This window comes from Bifidobacterium miconis (assembly GCF_019331735.1).
Classification (GTDB): domain Bacteria; phylum Actinomycetota; class Actinomycetes; order Actinomycetales; family Bifidobacteriaceae; genus Bifidobacterium; species Bifidobacterium miconis.
Genome location: NZ_JAHBBH010000014.1, coordinates 49,800 through 75,143 on the forward strand (window position 1 = coordinate 49,800; position 25,344 = coordinate 75,143).

The following is a 25,344-nucleotide window of genomic DNA, read 5'->3' on the forward strand; positions in this document are numbered from 1 at the left end:
GGTGTTGGTTGGTTGGAACGGTGCCGGGATGCCGGCGTGCGGCGTGGCGGTTCATTCCGTTTTGATCATGGTCTGCAGTTGGCTCGTGGCGAGCGTCCGCGCTTGGACCGTCATGAGGATCAGCTGGAACAGCATGGTCGCCCCGGCCGCGACGGCGCCCGCCTTCGAGCCCAGCAGCAGCGCGGCGAGCAACGCGGCGACGGATACGGTGATGATGAGCGTGAAGGCCGGCGCGAAGATGCGTCGCAGCGGGTAGCCGAGCAACCGTTTGACGGCGATGGTCTCCCGGTAGGTCATGGCGTAGATGCGGCATAGGGTGGCGACGCCGATGAGTTGGAAGTTCATGGCGATGACGGCGAGACCGCCGAACAGCTGCATGAATTCGGTCAGGCTTTTGCGCATGCCGGCGATGAAGTCGGCGGTCGTGCGGAAGACCGGATTGTTGTCTTCGAGCTGGTATTCGGCGAGGTAGTCCGCTGCCGTGTACCGTTGGGCGGCGGACTCGTCGAGTTTGATATAGCTGTTCGTCAGGCCGACCGCGCCGAGGCTTTCCGTCTCGAACGGCGTCATGTTCGCACTGGTGGCCAACAGGATCACCGGATCGGTGACGTCCGTAGGCTGGCCGGGGTCGTCGCTCCACGTGAACAATGGCGTGGACGGATGGTAGGCGGCGAAGCCGACCGTGCCCGTGTTCATGAAGGTGGTGTGGACGGTGCTTTCCCAAGTCTTGTATTTCATGCTGGTTTCGGTCAGGTAGCCGCGCATGCGTTCCTGCTCGTCCCGTGGCATGGTGTCGGGGATCAGGTAGACGCGTTCGCCCGCCTCGGCCCGCGCCGTCGCGTCCGGGTCGACGTCGAACCCCTGCGCGGCGAGGTAGCTCGGGGACATGGCGAAGTACCAGAACGCCTGTTCGGGAACCTGCTGGTAGAGGTGCCGCCAGGACGCGACGAGATCGCGGCTGAAGTATCGGGTATTGGCGAGGTATACGCCGTCGTCGTGTTCGATCGACGCGTACCAGTCGTAGATCTCCTTCGCATGGTCGCCGGACAGGCCGGACGTCGACGTGTGGTTCGTGCCGCGCGAGTCCTTGTACAGGATGCGCATCGACCGGTACCGGCTCCATTGCGCGCTCACCTGCGTCAGGTTGCGGATGCTGGCCATCGGCGCGTCCAACGCGTGCGCGCCGGCGACCAGTCCGGCCGACGCGAGCACGTACACGATCGCGATCACCGCCAGCATCGCCCGTTTCGACACGCGGTTGCGGATCGCCGCCACCGGCCGCACCGACAGCAACGCCAGCACGCCGCATCCCAACGCCAGCAACACGATCGCGGCCGTGACGAGGCTCGGCGTCAGCATGGCCAACACCAGTTGCAGGGTGACCGGGAATCCGTTCAACCCCCAGCTCAAGATGAGAATGGGGATCGGGATTATCACCGGCAGGAACAGCAGGAACGGACGGTACAATGCGGCCGCGTACCCCGTCCGCGACCATCCGAGCAGCATGTACACGCCCAGTCGCGAGAACTCCTGGAACGTGCCCAACACCACGATCAGTGTCAGCGCCAGCGACGCCACGGCGATCAACGCCAGCGTGACCAACGTCATGAAACTGTCCGTGACCGACGAACCGGACGAGGCCGATGTCAACTGGTCGCCGGGAATGCCGCTCGCCTCGCTCACCCGGGACACGAGATCCCGGAACCGGCCGTCATCCAATCCGACGATGCGGTAATCGCCGTTGACGGTGCCGGACCGGCGCACCAGCGTGTCCAACCGCTCCACCACCAGTCGTACGCCCGAACGCGTGCCGGGCAGGTCGGCGATCATATCCGGGCGCACCTGATCCAAACCCAAGGTCGCGTTCTCGTTCGCCGCCGTCATCAACCGGGAAAGACTGTGCTCGTCCAACACCGACGCGCCGAGATACCGCAACCGCATCGCCGAAGCATGCGCCGTCACGTCACCATACACGCCCAGCCGATACCCGCCGGCCGAACCATCCACCGGCGACGTCAGCAAGTCCGAACGCACGACCACGCCACCATCAGCGCCGACCGCTTCCAGCAAAGCGTTCAATGTCCGGTCGGACCGGTCCTGCGGCACATCGGACAACGGCAACAAGCGACTCTGCTTCGGATACTCGCGCATCGCCGTGAAATACCCGTCGCCCAACACGAACACCGACATCAGCCCGGCCAACGAAACCAACACCACCATCAACACACAAACGGCGACCTTCAACAGCCTGTTCACGATACTCTCCTTCCCCGCCGCAACCTCGCGACGAACGCTATGGCTCCATACTCCCCCGATTCACCGGTATCATCCATCAGGCAAAAGAACGAGCACGTGCATCATCCGCGAGAACGACGGATCGGCTCTCGTGGCGCTTGACCCGCCGGCCGGAGTGAATCTTCCCCATATCTGAGTGCACTGTTGTAGCGTTGGCATAAACTGCATTCCAAACAGCTGGGAGGTCCGATGAACGACACCATTGAAACCGCGCGTCTGCTGCTGCGCCCGTGGAAGATCGGCGATATCGCTGAGGCTGATTCCCTGTTCCGGTACGCTTCGGACCCGCAAATTGGACTGTTGTGCGGCTGGCCGCCGCATCAGGATGCCGAAGAGAGCATGAACGTCATCCGTGATGTGTTCTCCCCGGTTGAGCACAACTGGGCTATCATCATTCGGGAGGCCACGGAGGCGGGAGTCGATGCCGGCGTTGACGAACCCGTCGGCTGCATCGAATTGAAGCCTCTTCGTCATATCGACAAGGACGGCGACAGCGACGGTTCAGACTTCGCGCTCGTCGAACACTACGCCCGGTACGTCGGCGGCAACGCACTGGAACTCGGCTATTGGATCGGCCGGCCGTTCTGGGGCAAAGGATACATGCCCGAAGCGCTGCATGCCGTGCTCGGCTACACGTTCGACACGCTGCACGTCGACGCCGTGTGGGGCGCGCATTACACGGACAACACGCAGTCCGGTCGCGTGATGGAAAAATGCGGCATGCGAGTCGCCGGCGAATCAAAGCGCAACCATTTCCCGCTCATCGACGAATACCACGACGAGACCCTCCGCATCATCACCGCCGACGCATGGCAAGCGGGGCGCGGAGTCACCCGGTAGGTTCTCGGCAGATGATTCAACACCAAACCAGATCGTTCATCGAAACGCCGTGGAAATCGTAAACATCCGATCCTTCCCCATGAATATGCGCCGCCATACCCGATACCAGCCGATAGCCACCACGATATAGACTGTCTATAGGTCGATATTGCCAAAAACGACCTATAGCATCATTGTTGCAACCCTTGCAGTGGTCGACTGACTGGAAAGTGGCGCATATGGGAATAGGCTACAAAAGCATCAGACAGACCGCGCATATGAGCCGGTCAACGAAGAGACCGGAGGAAATCGCCGACGAAGAATATTTGCGGCGTCTTGACGGATGGAGTACGTTCCGCTCCGGCATCATCCTGCGCGGGCATGAACTGTTCGTCGTCAACTTCCGTGAGCTCGCCACGCTTGCCGACAACATTCGAGAACGGGAAACGCAGGTCATTGCGCTCTGGGAAGAGCTACCGCCAATCGCGCGGCGAGCCTACCTGTACGATCTCATCGGCGAGGAGATGCAAAGCACCAACGGCATCGAGGGCGTGCGATCCACCCGACGGGAGATCAGCCTCGCACTGGAGGCCGCCACGGAACGCGGAGGACATGCGCGGTTCAGCGAGTTCGCCCGTCTGTTCCTCGCGCTCAGCGACGACGACCCCGCACGCTACGCGCTGCCGGAAACGCTCGAGGACATCCGCGGCATCTACGACAAGGTCGTCGCCGGGGAACTCGACGACAATGACAGACCGGACGGCGATCTGTTCCGCAACGGTCCCGTGTACATCGACGAACCCGCGACCGGGCGACGCATCCACACCGGCATCACACCGGAATCCGAGATCAAGGTCGCGCTCACGCAATGGCTCGCGCTCACCCGCAACCGCGATGTGCCGCCATTGATCCGTGCCGCCATGTGCCATTTCGCGTTCGAGTACGTCCACCCGTTCTACGACGGCAACGGTCGCACCGGCCGTTTCCTGTTCGCCCTCCAGCTACGACAGCATCTGAGCGTGCCGACATCCATCAGCCTCAGCCCGGTCATCTCCGACGGCAAAAACCAGTACTACAAGGCGTTCGAGGATGCGCAGCACCCGTTGAACCGTCTCGACGCCAGCCTGTTCTCGTATCGGATGATGGAATTCGTCACCGAAGCGCAACGGCACATCATCGACGATTTGTCCGTCAAACGATCCATACTGCGGCGGTCGTTCGCGGCACTCGACCGACTGCGTTCGGAACGGGACTGGAACGACGACGCCACGAACATCGTAGCCGCACTCATCCAAGAAGAACTCTTCGGAATCGCCCCCCACAGCATAACCAGACCGCGGCTGCGAGAATCGATGGGATTGGGGCGGAACAGAACCAATCATGCGCTGGATGCCCTTGTCGGAGACAGAACCATCATCGCCACTGGGCAACGACCGGTACGATACGAATTGTCGGACACCATGCGCACCACGATCATGGGAGAAGACCAACGATGAGCCATCGATATGATGTCCGTTGACCGGACTTGTTATGAGGTGGTGACGTATGTACGACAGGAGACGGTTCCGCCTTGCGGTGGTGGATAACGACCAGTTGACGTTGACGATGCTGACGTTGCTGGTTCGCCGTGATCTTCCCGAGGTCGATGTGATGTGGGCATGCCGGCGCGGCCGGGATGCGGCCGCCCGCTGTCTGTCGGCCGATTCGCGTCCGGATGTGCTGCTGGTGGATATGTCGTTGGAGGGATTGAGCGGCGTCGAGGTGTGCCGGCAGGTGCGTGCGGCGACGGCCGATGTCGCGTTGATCGGCGTCACGTCGTTCTCGTTGGAGCATTATGCGGCCGATGCGTTGGCCGCCGGCGCCCAGTGCGTGATGGACAAGGCGCGGGTGAAGGATGTCTGCGAGGCGGCGGTCGCGCTGGTCAATGGCCGCACGCCGCATACCAGGTACGCGTCCGATCTGACCGCCGCGCAATCGCACGCGTTGCTCATGGCGCGAACGGGGATCGGGGCCGAAACCGGAGGCGACGCCGATGGCGACTCCCCTACCCGGTCGAATGTGGCCGTGGCTGTCGCGCCGTTGACGGATCGTGAGCGTGAGGTCATGCGCTTGTGCGCGCAGGGCAAAAGTTCGCGTGAGATCGGCGAGCTGCTTGGCGTTGGCGAGTCGTCGGTGAAGACGTATGTGATGCGCGCGGCGAGAAAACTCGGTGCGCGGAATCGAACGCAGGCGGTGGCCGAATGGCTGATGTTGCAGGATTGATCGGACGCGCGGGCGCTCGTATCCGTGCCGCCGGCGTGGGGCCGGTCATGTGGTGCGTCGTGTTGTTGTCCGCCGGGCTGACGGTGCTGGAGATGTTCGAGTATCCCGCGCAGCTCGTGGCGACCACGGTGCTGACGGTCGTGCATATCCTGTGTCTGTTGGCGTTGCCGTTTTATCCGTTGCCGATGAGTGTGGCGGTCGCGGTCACGTATGTGGCGTGCGCGTTCCTGCCGGATATGAGCGGGGCGAGCCTGTTCTACGGCATGTGGGTCGCGATGGTGGTGGCTGATGCCGCCGTTGATCGCCGCGGTGCGTTGGATGGTCGCGGCTCGCGCCGGCATCCCATTCGGCGATTACGTGATACTGCTGGTGTCGTTCTTCGTCGTGTATGCGTTCGGCCGCGCGATGTCGTGGAGGGCTGTGGCCGTGCAGGCGGAACAGGATCGGTTGCGTTACGAGCGGGAGCGCGACCGAGTGGAGGCCATGCGTCGCGACGAGCGGGCCGCAAGCCGGATTCACGACACGGTGACAAGCGACCTCGCGTACATGGCCATGCGATTGGATTACGAACGGTCACGCTCAGGGAACGATGAGCAACATGCGGCGTTGTTCGACGACCTGTACCAACGCACGATCGACACGCTCGGCGAAGTGCGCACGGTCATCAACATGCTCGACGGAAACGGTGACGGCACCGATACCGGAGAAAAACATGATTCCATCGGGGATGATCGCGACGGCGTCTTTCCGCAAAGCGACATCAACGACGGCGACGCAGAACGTACCGGCGACGATACCGGAATCGGAAGCCCGACCACGACATCCTCGTCCTGCGTCACATTTCCCGATCGTGTCCGCGACGTATTGGAACACGGCGACCGGTATCTTGCGCAGCTCGGCTTTACCGGCGACTCCACGATGATCGACAACCTGTCCGAACGCGAGCCGACGAATACGGACGGCGACATCCACGAACGGGAGTCCGCAGTGATCGACCTGCTGCGTGAGCTGTACACCAACATCGCCGTACACGGCGACCCATCCGGCGAATACCGTGTAGTCGTACGCCATAACAACGACGGGCTGATCGTCGATCAGGTCAACGACATCGCCACGCAGTCCCTTCTGCCGGACAAACCCCACTCCGGCAAAGGACTGCCCCTGCACCGCTCGCGATTCGCCGCTCTCGGCGGTTCGATCAGCACCTCCGCCGAAGACGGCACGTGGATCTTGCACGCAGCTTTGCCGTGCATTCCATTGTCAAAGTGATCTTATTGTTCTCCGATAGTCCCCGTCAACCATAGTCGACATCGTCTGTCGTGCGGTTTCGCCGATCATTATCATTGAGGGTATCGGAAAGGATTCGGAATATGCTTCTTTGCTTGGTCGGTTTCTTCTTGCCGGTGGCACAGTGGTGTTTCTCCATGTATGGGTTCGCAAAGAACGGACAATTGGAGAGAAATTACCATATGGGTATCAAGACTCGCTGGACCATCGCCTCGGATGAGACGTGGGAGTACGTGCACCGCAAGTATGCGTTCGTGTTCCTCGGCTGTGGCGTTCTGGTCGTTCTAATGCAGGTAGACGTAGCGGTCGGCATGGTCGCGAACCGTGACATCAATACCATGGACATGATCTGGTGGTGGATGCTCCTCGCACTTGCCGTCATGCTTGTCGCATGGCTCGTCGTATGCGGGATCATCGCGAATCGCGACGCCAGAAATTATTACTTGGAATCACAGGCATAGGGCCAAGACTCTGATTCTGATGAAAAACTGCTTGTTTTGCGATGAGTAACCTTGACGAACAATGATTACCGCCGTCTCATGTCGTCTTTGGTTGACAAATATCCTTTCGATTGGCGTGATCCCGCGTGAGTAACCATCATGGATGGATGAAACGCAGTAATACGCAACGGCAGGATTCTCGGAACGACATGACAATTTCGGCGTCGGAACGTCGTCAGCAGACCATCATCGGAATGCTGACCGTCGCGATCATCGCCGTCCTGCTGGTCGTGTGCGGCGTTGCCCTGTATCGCGGTATGTCGGTCAATCGATCCGCGACGACGGACGTCCCGCAATCGGAACAGGCCGCACATGATGCCTTGCGTAAGATCAAGGTCAAGCCGTCGCTCGCGGACGACAAGGGCGGCATCCTGGTCTCCAAGAACGGGTACGGCAGCAAGATCGACGGCGTGCCAACCGTCGGCATGTATCTGGAACCATTGTGCCCGGGTTGCGCATTGGTGAGCCGCACGCTCGATCCGACGATCAAGAGCATGCTGGACGCGGGGCAGATCAATCTCGATCTGCATTTCATGACGTTCCAGGACTACAAAAGCGGCGACGAGTATTCGACCCGCGCGTTCAACGCGGCCGTCACGATCGCGCAACAGGACCCGGATCCGGATCATCTGCTCGGGTATCTGATGAACATCTACGCGCAGGACTTCCAACCCGGCGAGCTCAGTGAATATCGCAGTGTGACCGACGACCAGCTCAAACAGCAGGCCCTCGACGCCGGCGTGGACAAGACGACGGCGGATGCGGCGTTCGACGGCCGATACCGGTATCGAGCATGGCTGAAAGCAGCGGACGATTACACGATACTTCGCCCGGAACTCTACGCGCCGGGTAAAAATGGTTTCTCCACGCCCACCGTCATGATCAACGATCGTCGCTGGCAGATGGACGGCAGTGATCTGAAGGACAGCTTCCTCACCGCCGTCGGCCTGGGCGAGAACGAAGTCGGTAATCCGACGGTCAAACCGAAAAACTGATTGCACACACCATGACATTTGAGGAACAGTACTGATGGAACCGATTCATGCTTGCGAAAGTCTCGATGAAGTACGCGCCAATATCGACCGTATCGACGCTCAACTGGTCGATCTGATAGCCGAGCGTGGAGCCTATGTGACGCAGGCCGCGCAGTTCAAGAAGAGCGCGGACGGCGTCAAGGCGCCAGCTCGTGTAAACGCGGTCATCGCCAAGGTGCGCGGATTAGCGGAGACGTCCCATGCCGACCCGGATCTGGTCGAAGCGGTCTGGCGCACAATGATCGAACACTTCACCAAGGCGGAGATGAAGGATTTCAAGCGTCGATAGGAGGGTGGAATCCGTCATCTAACGGTGACAACTGGCATGAGGACTTTTGCCATGAGCGACAGGAATGATGGGCAGGTCTTCTACAATGAGATAAACAGCGTACCGTGGAAGGAGCCGTTATGGATCGCAAACGCGCCGTTGAGGAAGCCATTCACGCCGGCGAGATGGAGGGGGCCTACGTGTCTGACGAATTCCGCGCCGATGCCGATGAATTCGCGCAAGGCTCCATGAACATCGAACAGCTCATGCAGCGCGCATGGCGCCGCAACGATCACAATGCTGGCAAGCGCACGGGTGAGCTTCATGCCGTCCGCTGATTTCACTGACCCATACATTGACCCAAATACAGGCGTTCTCGCCAATCTTCCAGGCGCTCGCACATGGGATGAGCTGAAGCAGGCGGAAGGTGAGATAGTCGGCGTACGCATGCTGCAATTATTCGCTGAACCTCCCGCCATCCATGAAGGCAGTATGGATGAGCTCAAGACCATTCATTACCTGCTGTTTCAGGATATCTATGCTTGGGCAGGACATATTCGGACGGTCGAGATTCGCAAGAACGTCGAAGGTTCCGAATTCTTCCTGCCATCCACGAATATCGACATGGGCGTGACATGGTCGCAAGGAGAACTTAGACGCGATCATATGCTTATCGGCATGAGTCGTGAGCAATTCGCCGCATACGTGCAGGGGCTGCGCGATGAGTCGATGGGCATTGGTCTGCCGGATGGCTGGGTGCCGGCCACCAAATACATTCTCGTCAACAATGAAGGCGAGTATGTGGGCATCTTCAACCTGCGCCACCGGCTCACCGACTTTCTGCGTGAAGGGCCGGGCCACATCGGCTACGGCATCGCCCGCGAATACCGTGGCCGCGGCTACGCGACCGCGGGGCTGAAGCTTACGCTCGCCAAGGCACGCGAACTCGGCATCGAAGAAGCGTACCTGAGCGTATACAAGAGCAATCCCGCAAGCCTCGCCGTGCAGCGACATTGCGGCGCACACATGAGACATATTGGAACTCCGAAGATTACTACGCATGGTTCGCTGACCCGAAGTTTACGATTGACGACGACACGCTCGTGGTACTGGAACGCTTCACGGTCACAGAGCGTTTCTAGAAGAACGTCAGGAAAGAAGAATAGGCATGACGATGAGCATTGCCCCGATCGAACCGCGATGGTTCGAGGAGAAGGCGGAAGTGCAGTCGCAGACATGGCGGGAACTCAACCAGGGCAAGATTCCGCAGGAGATCGTGGACGTCATCACCCCGCAGTTCGCATTGAAACTCACCGAAGCCCATGCCAAGGACCCCAATCAGGTTGTGCTGGTGGCGCTTGACGACGATCACGTGATCGGGTTCGCGGAACTGCTGCGTACGCCGCGCCCGCCGATCGATCGTCCCGAAGCGGCGGAACTGGCCTCATTGTACGTGGTGGCCGACCGGCATCGGCAGGGCGTCGGACGCATGCTGGTCGAAGCCGGCAAGCAGGCCGTCGGCAACGACCGGCTCGTACTCTGGGTCGTCGGGTTCAACGACAATGCGCAGGACTTCTACCGGCACATCGGTTTCCACGAAACCGGCCTCGTCCAAACCGAGGACATGGGACCGGAACTCGAAATGACCAACTACTGACGGCTTCTTCCCCCATTGCCGCCATCAATGCGCTCGCGAGCGCCGGCATCCGTCACCTGCCCTCTCCTACGTCTCCCCCCCCCCCGCCTACCCTGAAACAATGATCAGGGTAGGCGGGTGCTGAATCAGGGGCGGTACGGGCACGTTCCCGTTTCGGCGAGCGCACACTGGAACCGTATCGGGAACAAGATCGTACTGCGGGTCGCAAGGCGGCGCTCGCCGACGGGAAGAAGGCATGATCATGGTCAATCGACGGTCCGCGAAGAGTCGCCATGTCACACACTCCCCTATGGAACGTGGTTTCCATACCGTGACGGATCGCGCGGTTGACGCATGTTCTGGTCGTCGGGTCGCGTTGTCTGTCGTTGTTCCCTGCCATAACGAGGAGGCATGTCTGCCGTTGTTTTTGTCGGCCACCGTGCAGGCCGTCAACGAGATCACGACGGCGCATCCGGGTATGACGGTCGAACTGGTGTTGGTTGATGACGGTTCCACGGACGACACCGCGGCGCTGCTGCGGCAAGCGGCGGACGGGCACGCCGCCCTCCCATTCGCGATCCGCTGGCTGTCGTTGTCGCGCAATTTTGGCAAGGAAGGCGCGCTGCTCGCCGGGTTGGAGGCCGCGCGAGGCGACGTCGTGGCGGTGATGGACGCCGATCTGCAGGACCCGCCGTCGCTGCTGCCGCGCATGTTCGCGATGCTGACGGATGATCCGACACTGGACTGCGTGGCGACGCGGCGCACCACGCGCGCGGGCGAGCCGCCGATCCGATCCATGTGCGCGCACCTGTTTTATCGGCTGATGAATGCCATGTCTCCGGTCGAGGTGCCCGATGGTGCGCGTGATTTCCGTATGATGCGTCGCCGGGTCGTCGACGCGCTGACGTCGCTGACCGAACGCAACCGGTTCTCCAAGGGACTGTACGCATGGGTGGGATTCCATACGGCATGGATCGACTATCCGAACACGCGCCGAGCCGCGGGCAGGTCCAGCTGGAATTTCTTCGCGTTGGTCCGCTACGCAATCGAGGGGCTGATCTCATGCTCCACCGTGCCGTTGGCCGTCGCCTCCTACATCGGGTTGCTGTTGTGCGCGGTCGCGTTCGGCGCAACCTGTTTCATCGCGGTGCGCGCGGCCATGTTCGGCGACCCGGTGGCCGGTTGGCCATCGCTCGCGTGCATCATCACGTTCATCGGCGGACTGCAGCTGATGTGCCTGGGTGTCATCGGACGATATCTGGCGAACACGTATCTGGAGTCCAAGCGCCGGCCGAACTACATCGTGCGCGACGGCAACATCAACGTTCGCAATGCCGGCAACGCTCATGCTGACCGCCCGGCACATGACAGGGAGAAGCTGTCATGATCACAAACCACGAAACCGCCGATCCGTACGTCGAGCACGCCGGCAGACGCGCCGACGACGGCAGTGCCGGTTCCGCCGTCGCCATCCACCACTTGGTTCCCGTTCCCGTGTTGGCCGCCTGCTGTGCTCTGGCGACGACCGTGTTGAGCTGGCTGATGGGCCGCGACCAGTCGTTGTGGTTCGACGAACAGTACTCACTGATATTGGCGAGCCGACCCGTACGGGAGCTGATCGCGCTCACCGCCGTCGACGCGCATCCGCCGCTGTATTATCTGCTGCTCAAGGCATGGATGCCCATCGCCGGCGACAACGTCGCGCTGCTGCGGTTGCCGAACTGCGTATGCCTCGGCCTTGCCGTGTTCGTGCTGGTCATGCTGATGCGCGATCTGTTCGGCGACCGCGTCGCGACGGCGTGCATGCCGATGCTCATGTGCGGTGGTTTCATGTTGCGCTACGGCTACGAGTTGCGTATGTATTCGCCGGCGATGCTATTGGCCGTGGGCGGTACGGCGATGCTGCTGCGCGCGGCCGGTGTGATCGAACCGCGTGGCTGTCTCCAGCGAGACATGACCGACGGGCGTGATGATCAGCAGGACGGCCTTCACCCCAAAGACGGATATTGCCGCATCGTATGGTGGGCCGCGTACGCCGTGACCGTCACGCTCGGCATGCTGACGTTGTATCTGACCGCGTTCGTATGGTTGACGCATGCGATCTGGCTCGCCGCCCGATCGTGGCGCATACGCCGCTTGTCCGCATGGCGTTGGCTGTTCGCCTATGCCGCGTCGGTCATGTTGTTCCTGCCGTGGATGCCGGCGCTGCTGGGCCAGATTGGCGGAAGCTCCGTCCTGCCTCCGGTTCGCCGACGCACGAACATGTCCGGCGTGGCGAACGCATTCGACATCATGCTGCTCGGCATGACGGAGACGGAACTGCCGTCGATCATCTCGCTGCTGGTCGCGGCCACGATGACGTTAATCGTCGGCATATTCGTCGCGGCATGGCTGCCTGCACGGCAACGGTCAGTCGGAACACTGGCCTCGCAACAATCCGCCGAAGCTGCATGGCTGATCGTCATGCTGTTCGCCGTGCCGTCTTCGCTCCTGATGATCTGGTCCGCCGTCAAGGAACTGTCCAGCGGCGGATACGGCATGTTCTCCATACGCTATCTGAGCGTGATCGCACCGTTCCTCTATGCCACGCTCGCATTGGCATGCACTGTCGCGTACCGGTTGCGCGGCCGTCGCGCAATGATCGTCTACGTTGCGATAGTCGCGATGTTGGCCGCCGGGACGATCGTGTACGGCGTGCGCGGCAACCACAGCTTCGACCGCAACGATACGCCCGGATCGGCCGCACTCAGCCAACAGGTCGTCTGCTCGGCCTCGCGGCCGGTCGTCGCGCAGGACGAGTACACGTACATCGACGCGTACTGGTACTACCGCGACTGCCCGTACTACTACTTCCTCGACGCCGACGAGGTCCCCACGCGCGGCGGATACGCGCCCCTGCACGGCTCCACCGCACAACTGAGAACCATCGACGATCTCGATGCGGCTCGATTCACCCTGCTGTCATGGTCCACGACCCGCAACTACGACAAATTCCTTGACACCGCAGCCCGCCAGTGGACGCAAACCGGCGTCATCAAACGCGACGCAAACGCGGCCATCACCTACCACCGATGACACCCCTGACAGCATTTCCATAGTACTTGCGCGATTCGCGGGCACCGCGCGCAAACCATTCCACATGCCGGTATCATTGGTTCGTCACCATCCGAACAGCGACCACGCACGACCAAAGGAGTCCGGAACATGGCGGATGCCGGCACAGACACGGCCACTACACCCAATACGGCCACCGGAACACACGACGATAAAACCGGGCTCGAACGGAAAATGGAATCACGACACCTGACGATGATCTCATTGGGCGGCGTGATCGGCACGGGCCTGTTCGTCAGCTCCGGCTACACCATCCACCAGGCGGGCCCGCTCGGCGCGATCCTCGCATACGCGGTCGGCTCGCTCTTGGTTTACTGCGTGATGGTCTCGCTCGGTGAACTGTCCGTGGCCATGCCCTATGCGGGCAGCTTCCACTTGTATGCCAAACGGTTCATCGGCCCCGGCACCGCGTTCACCATCGCCATCCTGTACTGGCTGAACTGGGCGGTGGCGCTCGCCAGCGAATTCACCGCGGCCGGTCTGCTCATGCAACGCTGGTTCCCGCATTCGCCCGCATGGGTATGGTCGGCCGTGTTCATCGCGGTCGTGTTCGCGCTCAACATCATGTCGGTGCGGTTGTACGGCGAGGCGGAGTTCTGGTTTGCGTCGATCAAAGTGCTGGCGATCATGGCGTTCATCGTCATCGGTCTGCTGGCGGTCTTCGGCGCGATCCCCATCGCCGGTTACGATTACGCGCCGCTGTTCGGCAATTTCACGGCGGACGGCTGGTTCCCGAACGGTTTCGCACCGGTGTTCTCCACGCTGCTCACCGTGGTGTTCGCCTTCTCCGGCACCGAAGTGGTGGGTGTGGCCGCGGGTGAGACGAAGGATCCGTCCAGCGCGATTCCGAAAGCCGTGCACACCACGGTGCTTCGTCTGGCGATCTTCTTCATCGGTTCGATCGCGGTGATGGCCTCGCTGATCCCCTGGCATAAGGCCGGTGTGGAAACCAGTCCGTTCGTGCTGGTGTTCCAGTCGATCGGCATGCCGTTCGCCGGAGACGTGATGAACTTCGTGGTGCTGACCGCCGTGCTTTCGGCCGCGAACTCCGGTCTGTACGTGTGCTCGCGCATGGTCTGGTCGCTGGCGAAGGAGCGGCTGATTCCGGCGCGTTTCGCCAAGACGAATTTCCGCGGCGTGCCCGTGTGGGCCGTGCTGTTCAGCATGGCCGGCTCCCTGCTTGCGCTCCTGTCCTCCGTGATCGCCGCATCCACCGTGTACCTGGTGCTGGTGGCCGTGTCCGGACTGGCCACGCTGGTGGTGTGGTTTTCGGTGTGCCTGTGCCATATCCGTTTCCGCCGCGAATGGGTCCGGGACGGGCATACGGTCGACGAACTTGGTTATCGCGCGCCCGGATATCCGCTGCTCCCATGGCTCGCCATCGTGATGTGCCTCGGTGCGCTGGTACTCGTGGTGCTGGACGATACTCAGCGTTCGACGCTCTACTGCATGATTCCGTTCGTCATCTGCTGTTATGCCTGCTATTACGCGTTGGAGCGGCGCCGCAGGCAAGGCAACGACCGATAAAGGAAGTTGCGCTCTGGTACCATGACGGCTTGCCTGCCGAGCATCACATTCAAGAGGGAGGAACAACCGTGCAACGGGAGATCATGACCAACGAACGATTCCTGAGCCAACCGTCCGAGCCGGCGACCGAAGCCGATCTGGACGTGGCCGTCGATCTGGCGGACACGCTCGCCGCGCACGCGGATTCGTGCGTGGGCATGGCGGCGAACATGATCGGCGTGGACAGACGGATCATCGTGTTCTCTGATGAGGCGACCGGGCGGAATATGGTCATGTTCAATCCGCGGATCGTCGAGCATTCCGGCGCATACGAAACCGAGGAGGGTTGTCTGTCGCTGACCGGCATGCGCAAGACGATCCGCTACGAACGGATCACCGTCACGTATCAGACGCGCCGGTTCCGCGAGGTCACCGCATCGTTCACCGGGTTCACCGCGCAGATCATCCAGCATGAGATCGATCACTGCGACGGCGTCCTGATCTGAACGTGCTGTCCGAAACAGTCACACGTCCGTCACCATCGCCCGACACCGCTACCCGTCATTCCGCCGCCAGTGCGCTCTCTTCGGTTGGCCCCCATGCGCCGTTGGGGAGATATCCCTCCGGCAGCGCGGTCGGTCGCACGAACGTGGATGACAAACGATACGGCTCTTCCGTGCGTGCGCTGATGATCATGCCGTGGATCAGCTCGAACACGTGGAAGGCCATCTCCTTGCCGGCACGATGCGGACGATGCCGGGCGATCGCCCACGCCATCTCCGCGGCTCCCACGCCGCGCGACTCGTTGAGGAATCCGTGCGTGAACGGAAAGGCGATCTCCTCCTGCAGCGGTTTGCGCAGTCGCACCGGCGCGCCCGCCGCGTTGGGGTCTCCCATGCGCAGGATGCCGTGCGTGCCGTACACGTCCATGATGGGATGCTCGTCCACATTGGATGCGCCGTTGAACTGTATGGTTGCCAGCGTTCCGGACGCGTATTCAACGGTTGCGGTGACAATGTCGCTTTCCGTCAGCGTCACCGTTTCGCCGAACGTGTTCCGATCCGTGCGCATGCGCATGCGCGATGGCGCGTGGACGCGGGAGAATGCCGATACGCGTACGGCCGGCCCCAGCAGGTATGCCAATGCGGTCATGTGGTAGCACCCGTAGTCGAATGGCATGCCGCCGCCCGGCTGTTCCAGGAACGGCATGATGTCGCCGTAGATGGCAAGATTCCGGTTCACCGCGACGTTTGCGGAGGTCACGTCGCCGATCAGGCCATGGTCGACGATGTATCGGGATGTCTGTATGCCGCCGCACAGGAACGTGTCCGGCGCCACGCCCAATCGCACGCCATGCGCATCCGCCAAACGCATGAGTTCGCGTCCCTGTTCGAGATCGACGGCGATCATTTTCTCGCTGAAGACGTGCTTGCCGTGTTCCAGCGCCGCACGCGTCACGTCGTAGTGCGCGGCCGGCGGCGTGAGATTGACGATCATGGCGATATCGGGATCGTCCAACATGGACTGGTATGCCATGGCGCGCAAGCCATATCGTTCGGCTTTGTCTCGGGCGCGTTCCCCATGCCGATCGGCGCAGGCGACGGCGCGGACGGACGCGAACCGTCCGGTCAGATTGTTCAGGTAGGCGTCGCTGATGGCTCCGCATCCGATGATTCCCGCATGGACGGGCGTTATCTTGCTCATGTCGCGTTCCTTTCGCGATGGTTTCGTTCGGCGAGTATGCGCTGATTGTCCTGCAACCGGCGTTTCGACAATGGGTAGACGGCAAGCAGCGTCAGCGCGACCAGCGCGTATCCGGCTGCAGGAACGAGCGTGTCGACCGCATACAGTCGTTCGAGCACGTCGTCGGATTGCGTCACCGCATGGCCGGCGACGCTGGGCACGTATCCGCACAGCGTCACCACGACGCCGCCGAGTCCGCCGGCGAGCGACGATCCGATGCCGCGCGCGAACTGGTAGGCCGAGTATACGGTCGCGTCTTCGCGGCTGCCGGTCGCGACCTGCCGATCGTCGACGACGTCGGTGATGTACGACCAGGTCATCAGTCCGAAGTAGCCCGAACCGACGCTGGCCAACACCAGCATGACGACGAACGTCCACGCGTCGCGAATGTGCATCAGATACATGACCACGTAGATCGCGGCGGTTGCCAGCAGCATTGCGGCGTTCGACTCGCGTTTGCCGAATCGCGCGGCGATGCGTGGCGCGACCGGCGCGACGGCGAGCGACAGGATCGCCGGAACCGTCTGCGCCACGGCGAGCGCGCCGGGATTGCGGAAATAGTCGGCGAAGACGTACGTGTTGACCGAGGAGAAGATCACGCCGGTCAGCATCACCGCGAATGTGGCGAGCACGATGCCGATCATGGACCGGCTGGACACCAGTCCGAGCAGCATGCGCGGGAACGGGACGCGTTCGCGGCGGGAGCGTTCGGAACGGATGCGTTCATGCATCGTATGCACGACGACCTGGGCGCAGATCCAGATCAGCGCGGCGCACAGGATGGCGACCAGCCAGAACCGCAGGCTGGAGATCTGGCGTACGCCGTCGACCGTGACGTATACCGCCAGCGGGATCGTGCAGCTGCCGAGTATCGTGCCGACGGCCGAGCCGGCGCCGCGCGCCGCGGATACGGCTTCCCGGTCCGATGGCCGCTCGGATACGACGGAGGCGAGGGAGCCGTATGAGATCTGTTGGACGGCGAAGCACAGGTTCATGAGCACATAGGCGACGACCACCCATGCGATGCGACCGTTGACGGGCAGCAGTCCGGCCAGCGGGCAGTACAGCAATGCGATCGACGCGGACAGCGGGTAGCTGATCGCGGACAGCCAGTGCAGGTAGCGGCCGGTTCGCGTCAGCGGCAACGAGTCGAGATACCGACCGAGCGCCAGGTCCACGAATGCGCCGCACAGTTTGGTCATGAAGAGGATCATGCCGATGATCGCCGCGTCGACGCCCAGCACGTTGGTGCAGTACAGCAGCAGGTAGCTGGTGGACAGCGTGAAGCTGAATCCGCCGCCGATGTCGCCGAATCCGTAGGCCAGCGCCTCCCGGCGGGTGAATGGTGTGATGTCCGGCTTGGGTTTTCGTTTTCTTCGCGTCATGGTTCCGCTCTCCTTCGCATCGTGCCGCGCGGTCGTGCCGACCACGTAACTACAACGCTGAAGTAATTGTAGCACACACCACCGTTCACGCGAAGCCATGATTCGGCCCGGATACGACGGAGTCTTCATAGGATTCGCAGGGCTCGTCATATTGCGAACAAAGCCTCCACACCCCGTCAACGATAAGATGCGCGGCCATCCGACAACCGCGAAAATCGCCTCACACAGCCGCTTGCACGGACTGCACGAACTCGTCGCCGTCAAACCAGCCGGCGATGTCGTTCTGCTCGACGATGAGCTGCGGGTCGATGGCGAGCGTGTGATGCGCGTCCTCGGTGCCGCAGTAGACTTTGTCGTGCGCAAGCAGCCGGCGGTCCATGTATGCGGGGATGCCGAGGAACAGCGGACCGACCGTGCCGACGTCGTAGCCGGTGCGTTCCTTCACCGTGGCTGGCGACGCAAGGTGCAGCTGACGCAATCCCAGCGCGCGGCCAAGCGCACGCCATTTGAGATGTCCGGACGCGAGCGCGATCACCGCGAACACGCCTTCCTTTGCCTCCACGACATACGTCGCCGCGGCACGGTCGACGTCGAACACGGTCGCCGCGGACGCGAGATCCACGATCGTCGTCTCATGTTCGATGATTCGCGCGCGATCCGCATGTTCGGACGCGAACCGTACGATCCGTTCATATTTGTCGTTCATCGTCTGTGTCTCCGGTTGCTTTGGCATTCGCCGGCTATTCACCGATGACGCCGCCGACCAGCCCGGAGACGATCGCCATGATGATCGAGCCGAGCACCGACCACCAGAAGTCGTGGATGACCACGCCCACGTCGAACAGGGTGAGCGCCAGCCACGAGGCGAGTTCCATGAACAGCCAGTTGAGAATCAGCGCGAACAGGCCAAAGCTCAAAATCGAGATCGGCAGCGCGAGCAGGTGCACGACCGGTTTGATCGACGCGTTGATCAGCGCGAGAAACAGCGAGAACGCGGCGATGCCGAGAATCGGCGGTTCGCCGACCGCCTCCATGCCGGGCAACAGGGCGACCATGACGCCCGCCGCGATCGTCAATACCAGCCAGCGCGAAACAAAATGACTCATACCAATCGATTATTCCAGTTGAAATGTCATCGGACTGTGACGTGACGCAATGACATGACGGAATCGTGCGCTTCGGCGTCACGCCGACCGTTCCGTCATGTCGTGAGGTTCCGTCTTGCCGCTGCGGCGAGCGCGCAGCTCGGGCAGCATCACGGCGAACAGCACGACCGCCAGCACGGCGGTGAGCAGGTCGGCGAGCGCCTGCGCGGCGATCACGCCGGAATAGCCGGCGATGCGCGATCCGGCGAACAGCGTGGCGGCTAGGATCACGCCCTGACGGCTGATCGACAGGATGAACGCGCCGAGCGCCTTGCCGGCCGACTGGAACGTGCAGGTCGTCACCATCACTACGGCCACGCACACAAGGCTGAGCAGCTGGACGCGCAGCATGCCCGCGCCGAGCGCGACGATCGCCTCGTCGCTGATGAAGAAGCGCATGAGCATGCGGTCGGCGAGGCTGAGCGCGACGGTCATGGCGAGCGCGAACAGGCACAGGAACGTGTAGGAGAAGCGCATGATCGCGCGCAGGCGCGTCATGTTGCGCGCACCGTAGTTGTAGCCGATGAGCGGCTGCGCGCCGAACGCGAAACCGACGAAGAACAGTACGGCGATCATGATGATTTTGAGCGCGATGCCCATGGCGGCGACCGCGTCCGTGCCGTAGGGCAGCAGGAACAGGTTGATCATGACGATGCCGACGCTTTGCGTGAGGTTGGTGATGGCCGCGGGAATGCCGATGGCGAAGATGCCGCGGATTTCGCGTGCCGTGACGCGTAGCCTGCGCGCGACGCGGTCGAGGATGAGCCGCGGGTCGATCGACAGGTTCGGGCTGCGGCGCAGCAGGAACCAGACGAAGTACAGGTCGGTGCAGACGTTCGCGATCACGGTCGCGCCGGCCGATCCCGCCGCGCCCCAGCCGAACACGTGGATGAACAGCGGGTTGAGCACGATGTTGACAAGCGTGCCGGCCATCGAACCGATCATGGACTGCATGGCGTGGCCTTCGGTGCGCAGCAGGTTGATCGGCGTCATGGACACGATGATGAACGGCGAGCCGACGATGATGAGCGTGTAGAAGTCCGACGCATGACGCCACGTGTCGTCGGTCGCGCCGAGCAGCGTGAGCATCGGGTCGCGGAAGACGAGGCCGAGGCCGAGGATGAGGATGCCGGTGGCGATGGCCGCGTAGAAGCAGAACACGCTCAGCCGTTTGCCGTCCGCATAGCGATGCTGGCCGAACAGGCGGGAGATGACCGAGCTGCCGCCGAGGCCGAAGATGTCGCCGAGCGCGATCATCACCGTGAACACGGGCGCGGTCAGGGAGACTCCGGCGACCATGCTCGTGTCGCCGGTGTGCGCGATGAAATACGTGTCGACCATGTTGTAGACGAGCGTGACCAGCATGCCGAGCACCACCGGCATCGCCAGTGAGAAATACGCCTTAGGCACCGGCGCCTTTTCGAACAGTTCGCTATCCATGCGTGTGTGTCGTCCCTTCTCTTTCCCGGAGTTCGCCGTGCATTGTTCCGGCGCAATGTCACGGGCATCATAGTCGCCACAGTGCGGACAAACGACACGCCGACATCAACATGAGCAAAGGCACGGATGGCTAGGCCGCGGACTGACCGTCGTTCTCAATCCGTTACCACGGGAATCCCCATGTCATGCAACGCAGCCGCCGCATCGGGGATCGGAATGCGCTCCTGCTCAAGCCGCAGGTACGGCACGCCCTCCCCCGTGCACAGCGCCTCGTACAGTTCCCGTTCTTCGTCGCGCAGCCCGGGCAGCGATTTCGGCTGCTGGCGTGCGAGCGGCTTGCCGTCGGGGTCCTCGTTCGTGCCGAACATGCCGTACCGGTCGTACGCCGCACGGCTCATGAACAGGGAGTCGCAGTCGATCCCCCGCTGTCGGACGGCAGACAGTATCTCGAAGCCGGCCGCATCCATATCACCCCAGTACACCACGTGAACGTTCGCGGCGCGCTCGTCGAACAGCCAAGGCAGCAGCGTCAGGCCGTCGGCCGCGGCCTTGCCGGAGCCGAACACGCACAATCCGCCCCGGATCGGCGGCATCAGCTGGTACGTGTCCTTGTTCTCCACGATCGCCACATGCCGGATGCCCAACGCCACGCCGTCGTTCCACGGCCGGACGGCCACCGCGTCCGGCAGCAACGCACGAGCCGGATCAAGATGACGGAACCGCAGCTCCCGGGGCCGCTCGTCCAATCCGAGCGACGGTTTGCCGCACAGCAGCTCCAACGCCCTGCGACGCTTCGTCTTCTTGCGGTCCAGCCATTTCGCGCTGAACCCGGCAAGCGGCACCGCGCGCGGGCGCAAACCGGTTACATCATGCGCCAAGCAGTATTCGGCCACCTGCAGCAGCAGCGCGAAATCCACGTCCGTTTCGTCCTGCACGAGTCTGACGACCCGCATGGCCGTCTCCCCGTCGAGCAGGAACGATTTGCGCACCATGCCGTACCGTTTCCGAACGGTGCGATATCGGTCGGCGAGCGCGGTTCCGGCGATGCGCAGCGCGGTCCGTTCGTCGGGAATGGTGACGCGGTCGGTCAGTTCGACCGGCGTGCCCATTCTGCGTACGACGGTTTCGGTCGGGCATCCGTACCGGCCCGCCCATGCGCGGATCTCGTTGTTGTTGTCGTGCACGGCGATGCCGTTGGCTTCCAGATCCGCGCGGCCGGGCAGGCCGATGGGCACGGCGAGCGGGAATCCCGGGTCGATCCGGTACATGCGGGTGGTGAGTCTGCGTTCCACGATGCCGACGATCTGCGGCACGGTTTTCATTGCGGTCATGGTCGTCTCCTTCGGTGTTTGGCTATGGGGGGGGGGGCGAGGCCATAGCCGATTATTCGCCGGCGTCGCTTAATCCGGGCTTATTCGGGCTTGTCTGCACCCGACCCGTCGGCGCTGGGTGCCGTCTCGTATCCGCTCCATGTGGCTTCGCGCAGCGACGTGCGCCCGCTGTCGGGATCCTTGGCCGTCACGTAGGCCTTGGTGGACACTTCGATGATCTCCCCCGTCTTGCTTTCGGGAGCGGAGACGATCACCTGAAAGCCGAGCCTCGGCAGCACGGTGAGCGCACGCCGCGTGTATCGGCCGTCGGCCTTGATGAGCGCCTCGTCGAGGAACAGCGTGGTGTAGCTCGGTTTGAGCCGGCGTTCCATGCCGCCGCCGAGCATGTAGATGAGCGCCGCGCCGTACACGAACGACGTGAGTTCCTGCAGCGCGCCGCCGGAGCGTCCTCCGGTCGACGTGATGCGCTCGTCCTGCCCGTCGTCGTGGTGCACGAGCGCGTAGAACGCCGAACGGCATCGCGGGTCGAGGTTGCGCGCGCCGTAGTCGCGCACGCCGTTGACGTCCCTGACTTTCGCCAGATCGGCGCGCAGGAGTTCGATGATCGTCGCGCATGCGGCAAACGTGCGTTTCGAGTCGATCGCGTCGACCTGTCCCTGCGACGTTTTCCAGTCGTTGAGCGTGCCGATGGCGTGCTGCAGTTTCGACGAGAAGTCCCGGTCGGACCGGCGCACGTCCGCGTGCAGGGACAGGCTGCCGTGGCGCGGGCCGAACTGCTGGCCTTGCAGCATCGCGTTGATGCGGTCGAGCTGGTCGCGGATGTCGCCCGCGTCCGTGTCGAGGGCGCGTTTGAGCGTGAGCAGGCTCATGAGCAGATGGTTGAGGCAGCGATGGTATTCGCCTGCGGTCGCGGTGGTGGCGACCAGCTGCGACAGGCCGTTGAGCTCCTCGAGATAGTACCGGTAGTCGTTCACGCTGGCGGCGAGCGCGTCGTCGTCGGACGCGTACCGTTCGGCGTAGTCGGCCATGAGGAGTTCGACGGCGGTGCGTTTGGATTCAGCCGTGTTGTTCAGTCTGGCGATGGTTGCGGCCGTGTCCTTGCCGATGCCGTCGATGACCCGTTCGTCGAACGGTTTGCCGGCTGATCCGGCGGGGTTGCCGGCGCCGATGATCATGTGAGCGCGCATGGCGTCGTCGGGGAGGCTGTCGAATCGTTGGTCGTAGGCGGTTTGGAGCGTTGCGGCGACGTCGTCGTCCAATGGCGCGAACTGTTGCCGGCCGCCGGATGTCGCCGCGTTCGCGGCGTCGCGGTGATCGGCAAGCCATGCGCGGGCCGCGTCGACGGCTGCGGATGCGTGGTCCGCGGCCTGTTGCGCTTCGGATTGGCGACGCATCGCGTGTCTGAGTTCGTCGCCGAGCGCGTCTTTCATGTCGGTGAGTTCGGCGAGTTTCGGATTGTCGCGGATTGATCGGATGGTGGTTTCGATATCATGGATGCGTTGTTCGGCGCCCGTCACGTCCACGTTTTCCCATTCCGTGTAGACGATCTGGTCGGCGAGCGCGTTTTCGTGGCGGAGTCGTTCGGAGGCGGCTTTGGCGTCCGCGTATGCGCGTTCGGCCTCGTCGGCCACGGTGCGGGCGTCGATGACGCGTTGTCGCAGCTGTTCCAGATATTGTTCGTTGACGAAGCCGATGATCTGCGGGCGGTCCTTGGTGCCGTGCTGGCCGCGTTTGCCGGATTTGACCTGTCCGTCGGCCTGGACCTGACGTGTGACGCGGTCCGTGTCGTCGATGGTGGCGACGCATCGCGCGTCGAGACGTTCGGATCGGGTTTGTTCGCGCAGCCATTCCGTGAACGGGGAGTCTTCGCGGAATCGCAGTTTGTCGGACATCCAGTCGTCATCAGTACCGTCGTCGCCGGCGTCGGCATCGGCGAGGCGGTCGGCGACTCCGGCCAGCGCGGCCGCGAGCGCGTTGCCGTTGTCCGGCTGTCGTGTCGTGTCGACGAACTGCCATGTGCGTCGGATCATGGCGTTCGGGTCGATGGTGCTGACTTTGGCGGCGAATCCCTGTTCGTGGCGTTTGTCGACGAGGATGGTTTGGGCGATGGGCCCGTAGACGACGTTCATGGCGAGTCGCCATGATTCGTCCTCGTCCCGCACGTCCATGAGTTCGGCGACGTACGGCAGTTCCTCGGGGGTGAGTCCGGTGGCGTGGCACAGCATGGCGCGTGCGTCGTCCATGTTCTGCGTGATGCGCGTGCGCTGCGCGCTTTGCCGCTGGTAGTCGCGTTCGAGGGCGTGCAGCGTGGCGTTGGCGTCGGCTCGCGCGCCGGATGCCGCGTCGCGTGCGGCTTCGAGTTCGTCGTTGCGCCGCTCGTATTCGCGTTTGAAGGAGACCGCGTCGATGCGCGCCCGTTCCCATGCCGTGCCGTCGGCGGGCATGGTTTTGCCGATGGCTTCGCAGCCGCGTGCGATGCGTTCGCGGGTGGCCGTTGCGGTTTCCAACGCGTGTTGCGCCGTGGTGAGCTCGTATTCGAGGCGTGCGAGGTTGCCGCCGTCCAATCCGTTGATTTGGCTGCGGATCGCGTCGATGCGCGCGTTAAGTTCGCCGGTGTGGCGTTCGGCCGCGTTGGCGTCGGCCTGTCTGGCGTCGCGTTCGGCTTCGTCGGCCGGCAGCTGTGCGGCGACCATGGCGGCCATGCGGGCGGCCGTCCACCGCCGTATCGTGAGCGCGCCGGTGTCCGTGTTCGGGTCGACCGTTCGGAACCGGTTCGCTTCCCGGCGCGCCGTGTCGTATTGCGCGTATCCGTCGCGAATGGCGCGCAGCCTGTCCATGCGTTTGGCTTTGTCTTCCATGCTGCGGAAGTTTTCCGCGTATCGGTCGTAGTCGTCGACGGTGGCGCGAGCCAGATCGAGCGCTTCCGGCACTCCGAGCACGCCTTGCTTGAAAATGTCGTCGAGCCGTGACGGCGCGTCGGCGGACTGGATTTTGGCGAGCAGGCGGCAGGCTTCGGCGCTCAGGCCCATGATGGGCCAGATGTGTTCGTGGAACGCCTCCGCGCTGGGGAACGTGAGGCATTGCGGGTAAGCGGCTTTCAGCTGGGTGGGCGTGAACGGCGCGTCCCGATACTGGTCCATGAGACGCGGGTCGATCGGCTTGTCCCATACCACGTATTGGCGGCGGACGGCGTTCCTTTCGTCTCCCGGCAGCAGGTACAGGAATTTACCGCACGACAGCGTCCGCCCGTCGGTCAGGTTGCGGTACGTGTCGACGATCGCGCCCCACACGGCCTGAGGCGCGCCGGTCTCGTCGTGTCCGCGCAGGTAGTTGGGCCGGTCGTCGTCTCCCGTGCCGGTCATGCCGAGCAGATACGTGTAGTCGTTGCGTTCGGAGCGCCCGGAGTTCGACGCCTTGTTGAACGGCGTGCCGGTCGGGTACAGGAGCGAGATCTGCGCGTCCACGAGCGTCGACTTGCCGGATTCGCTGGCGCCTGCGAGCAGCGTCACCGGCAGGTTTTTGTCCATCGACGGACGGAACTCGTGGTAGCCCTCGTATGAGCCCCAGTTGACGAGCCGG

At 62.7% G+C, this 25,344-nt stretch carries 21 protein-coding genes and 1 pseudogene; 14 read left to right on the forward strand and 8 right to left on the reverse strand.

Annotated features, from left to right (window positions below):
• Positions 1-51: 51 nt before the first annotated feature.
• A complete protein-coding gene (locus KIH79_RS06375; protein ID WP_219058647.1) occupies positions 52-2,256 on the reverse strand; it encodes a hypothetical protein in 2,205 nt (734 codons plus the stop codon).
• A gap of 228 nt (positions 2,257-2,484) precedes the next feature.
• Between KIH79_RS06375 and KIH79_RS06380 the strand changes: the two genes are divergently transcribed.
• The 14 genes and pseudogenes from KIH79_RS06380 (at position 2,485) to KIH79_RS06445 (ending at position 15,227) form a co-directional block, all read left to right on the forward strand.
• Positions 2,485-3,135 (forward strand): GNAT family N-acetyltransferase, encoded by a 651-nt coding sequence (locus KIH79_RS06380; protein WP_219058648.1) that lies wholly within the window; start codon positions 2,485-2,487, stop codon positions 3,133-3,135.
• Between the two features lie 257 nt (positions 3,136-3,392).
• The gene (locus KIH79_RS06385; protein ID WP_236023664.1) at positions 3,393-4,610 is read left to right on the forward strand and encodes a Fic family protein; all 1,218 of its coding nucleotides are present in this window, start codon (positions 3,393-3,395) and stop codon (positions 4,608-4,610) included.
• A gap of 49 nt (positions 4,611-4,659) precedes the next feature.
• The gene (locus KIH79_RS06390) at positions 4,660-5,376 is read left to right on the forward strand and encodes a response regulator transcription factor (RefSeq protein ID WP_219058650.1); all 717 of its coding nucleotides are present in this window, start codon (positions 4,660-4,662) and stop codon (positions 5,374-5,376) included.
• Between the two features lie 288 nt (positions 5,377-5,664).
• Entirely contained in the window at positions 5,665-6,645 is a 981-nt protein-coding gene (locus KIH79_RS06395) for a sensor histidine kinase (protein WP_219058651.1), read from the forward strand.
• Positions 6,646-6,800: 155 nt separating this feature from the next.
• Complete coding sequence (locus tag KIH79_RS06400) at positions 6,801-7,124, forward strand: SdpI family protein (protein WP_274607623.1); 324 nt, start codon at positions 6,801-6,803, stop codon at positions 7,122-7,124.
• Between the two features lie 188 nt (positions 7,125-7,312).
• Positions 7,313-8,158, forward strand: a complete 846-nt coding sequence (locus KIH79_RS06405) for a DsbA family protein (RefSeq protein WP_219058653.1) — start codon at positions 7,313-7,315, stop codon at positions 8,156-8,158.
• 34 nt (positions 8,159-8,192) lie between these two features.
• The gene (locus KIH79_RS06410; RefSeq protein WP_219058654.1) at positions 8,193-8,486 is read left to right on the forward strand and encodes a chorismate mutase; all 294 of its coding nucleotides are present in this window, start codon (positions 8,193-8,195) and stop codon (positions 8,484-8,486) included.
• Between the two features lie 119 nt (positions 8,487-8,605).
• Positions 8,606-8,803, forward strand: a complete 198-nt coding sequence (locus KIH79_RS06415; protein ID WP_219058655.1) for an antitoxin VbhA family protein — start codon at positions 8,606-8,608, stop codon at positions 8,801-8,803.
• Positions 8,804-9,140: 337 nt separating this feature from the next.
• Positions 9,141-9,500, forward strand: a pseudogene (locus KIH79_RS06420) (GNAT family N-acetyltransferase); the annotation flags it as partial.
• A 133-nt stretch (positions 9,501-9,633) separates the two neighbouring features.
• On the forward strand, positions 9,634-10,122 hold the full coding sequence (locus KIH79_RS06425; RefSeq protein WP_219058656.1) for a GNAT family N-acetyltransferase: 489 nt from the start codon (positions 9,634-9,636) through the stop codon (positions 10,120-10,122).
• A 310-nt stretch (positions 10,123-10,432) separates the two neighbouring features.
• Positions 10,433-11,488: a glycosyltransferase family 2 protein gene (locus tag KIH79_RS06430; protein WP_420829363.1), complete on the forward strand. Its 1,056-nt coding sequence runs from the start codon at positions 10,433-10,435 to the stop codon at positions 11,486-11,488.
• A complete protein-coding gene (locus tag KIH79_RS06435; protein ID WP_219058658.1) occupies positions 11,485-13,176 on the forward strand; it encodes a glycosyltransferase family 39 protein in 1,692 nt (563 codons plus the stop codon). The genes KIH79_RS06430 and KIH79_RS06435 overlap by 4 nt, the downstream gene beginning before the upstream one ends.
• Positions 13,177-13,305: 129 nt before the next feature.
• The gene (locus tag KIH79_RS06440; protein ID WP_420829364.1) at positions 13,306-14,742 is read left to right on the forward strand and encodes an amino acid permease; all 1,437 of its coding nucleotides are present in this window, start codon (positions 13,306-13,308) and stop codon (positions 14,740-14,742) included.
• A 68-nt stretch (positions 14,743-14,810) separates the two neighbouring features.
• A complete protein-coding gene (locus KIH79_RS06445; protein WP_219058659.1) occupies positions 14,811-15,227 on the forward strand; it encodes a peptide deformylase in 417 nt (138 codons plus the stop codon).
• Positions 15,228-15,282: 55 nt separating this feature from the next.
• On the opposite strand, the gene KIH79_RS06450 is transcribed toward KIH79_RS06445, so the two are convergent.
• The 7 genes from KIH79_RS06450 to KIH79_RS06480 form a co-directional block, all read right to left on the reverse strand.
• Positions 15,283-16,425, reverse strand: a complete 1,143-nt coding sequence (locus KIH79_RS06450) for a Gfo/Idh/MocA family protein (protein ID WP_219058660.1) — start codon at positions 16,423-16,425, stop codon at positions 15,283-15,285.
• Entirely contained in the window at positions 16,422-17,849 is a 1,428-nt protein-coding gene (locus KIH79_RS06455) for an MFS transporter (protein WP_219058661.1), read from the reverse strand. The genes KIH79_RS06450 and KIH79_RS06455 overlap by 4 nt, the downstream gene beginning before the upstream one ends.
• A 220-nt stretch (positions 17,850-18,069) precedes the next feature.
• Positions 18,070-18,555, reverse strand: coding sequence for an aminoacyl-tRNA deacylase (locus tag KIH79_RS06460; protein WP_219058662.1), 486 nt, complete (start codon positions 18,553-18,555; stop codon positions 18,070-18,072).
• A gap of 34 nt (positions 18,556-18,589) precedes the next feature.
• Positions 18,590-18,955 (reverse strand): phage holin family protein, encoded by a 366-nt coding sequence (locus KIH79_RS06465; RefSeq protein WP_219058663.1) that lies wholly within the window; start codon positions 18,953-18,955, stop codon positions 18,590-18,592.
• A gap of 78 nt (positions 18,956-19,033) precedes the next feature.
• Entirely contained in the window at positions 19,034-20,434 is a 1,401-nt protein-coding gene (locus KIH79_RS06470; protein ID WP_219058664.1) for an MATE family efflux transporter, read from the reverse strand.
• Positions 20,435-20,589: 155 nt separating this feature from the next.
• Complete coding sequence (locus KIH79_RS06475) at positions 20,590-21,765, reverse strand: DUF3322 and DUF2220 domain-containing protein (RefSeq protein WP_219058665.1); 1,176 nt, start codon at positions 21,763-21,765, stop codon at positions 20,590-20,592.
• 80 nt (positions 21,766-21,845) lie between these two features.
• Positions 21,846-25,344: ATP-binding protein (locus KIH79_RS06480; protein ID WP_219058666.1), on the reverse strand; the 3,499-nt coding region annotated here is incomplete at its 5' end.